This is a genomic window from Paraburkholderia bryophila, assembly GCF_003269035.1.
Taxonomy (GTDB): Bacteria; Pseudomonadota; Gammaproteobacteria; order Burkholderiales; family Burkholderiaceae; genus Paraburkholderia; species Paraburkholderia bryophila.
Genome location: NZ_QLTK01000081.1, coordinates 1 through 1,506, shown reverse-complemented (window position 1 = coordinate 1,506; position 1,506 = coordinate 1). Strand labels below are relative to the sequence as shown.

General features: G+C 56.8%; 1 protein-coding gene. It reads left to right on the top strand.

Features of this window, described 5'->3' with window-relative positions; genetic code table 11:
* Positions 1 to 22: 22 nt before the first annotated feature.
* The gene (locus BX591_RS35840) at positions 23 to 1,468 is read left to right on the top strand and encodes an IS1182 family transposase (protein ID WP_111936017.1); all 1,446 of its coding nucleotides are present in this window, start codon (positions 23 to 25) and stop codon (positions 1,466 to 1,468) included.
* The last annotated feature ends 38 nt before the right edge of the window (positions 1,469 to 1,506 follow it).

The window sequence follows — 1,506 nt, the reverse complement described above, 5'->3', positions numbered from 1 at the left end:
ACTCATTGAGACCGGGTGACTCATGAAGCGATTCGTTGAAGGCGATGACCGCAAGCAGGTCGTACTACTTCCCGAATGCGTCGATGACTACATCGGCCAGGACAACCCGGTCAGAATCGTCGACGTGTTCGTAGACGAACTGGACCTCACGACGCTTGGCTTCAACGGCACCACGCCCGCAATCACCGGCCGCCCGTCCTACCACCCTGGCGTGATGCTCAAGATCTATATCTACGGGTATCTGAACCGGGTACCCTCAAGCCGGCGTCTTGAGCGCGAATGCCAGCGCAATGTCGAGATGATGTGGCTGACGGGGCGTCTGGCACCGGACTTCAAGACGATCGCCGACTTTCGCCGCGACAACGGACCGGCCATCCGCAACGTATGCCGTCGTTTCGTCGAACTATGTCGCGGACTGAAGCTGTTATCCAGCGACATGGTGGCCATCGACGGCAGCAAGTTCAAGGCGGTGAACAGCCGCGACAGAAACTATACGGCCGGCAAGATCGACAAGCGTCAGCAACAGATTGAGGAAAGCGTTCAGCGATATCTCGACATGATTGAGACTGCAGACCTTACTGGCCCAACGGGTTTCGACGTGAAGACCGTGCGCCTATACGAGAAGATCGCGATATTGCGCCAGCGGATGCGTGAGCTCGAGCAGATCAAACAGCAGTTGAAGGATGAACCGGACGGACAGCTATCGCTCACTGACCCGGATTCCCGCTCCATGACCAGCGGTGGCAAGAGAACTGGAACGGTCGGCTACAACGTCCAGACAGCAGTTGATACGAAGCATCATCTTATTGTCGAACACGAGGTGACGAATATCGGAGGCGATCATGGTCAACTCAGCAAGATGGCGCTGTCGGCAAAGAACGCGATGGGCAAGCCAAAGCTGAAGGTGCTGGCTGACCGGGGCTACTTCAGTGGTCCGGACATCCGCGCGTGCGAACTGGCAGGGATCACGGCGTATGTCCCGAAACCGCTCACCTCAGCGTCAAGGAAGAAAGGGCTCTTCACCAAACGCGACTTCATCTACGTTGCAAGAAGCGATGAGTATCGATGTCCCGCCGGTGAGCGCGCAATTCTTCGATTCAAGACCGTCGAGAAAGACATGAATCTGCGCGTGTACTGGCCCAGCGCATGCCCGCGTTGCCATCTCAAGGAGCGATGTTCGCCCAGCGACTATCGCCGCATCCGACGATGGGAGCACGAACATGTACTGGAAGTTATGCAGCGTCGACTCGACCGGAAGCCTGATGCAATGACCATCCGAAGAAGCACTGTCGAACACGTCTTCGGCACGCTGAAGCATTGGATGGGGGCCACCCACTTCCTGACCCGGACGCTGGGACACGTGAGCACGGAAATGAGTCTTCATGTATTGGCCTACAACCTGAAGCGCGTCATGAATATACTTGGGGTTGCCGGGATGATGAAGGCGATGAGGATGACTGCAAGCTGAAGCCTCAAGGGGCTTCTTGCGCCCGCGGATGTTTGATT

What these genes read in the sequence shown, in the direction of transcription:
- BX591_RS35840 (WP_111936017.1), top strand. Translation starts at nt 23, where the DNA reads ATGAAGCGATTCGTTGAAGGCGATGACCGCAAGCAGGTCGTACTACTT.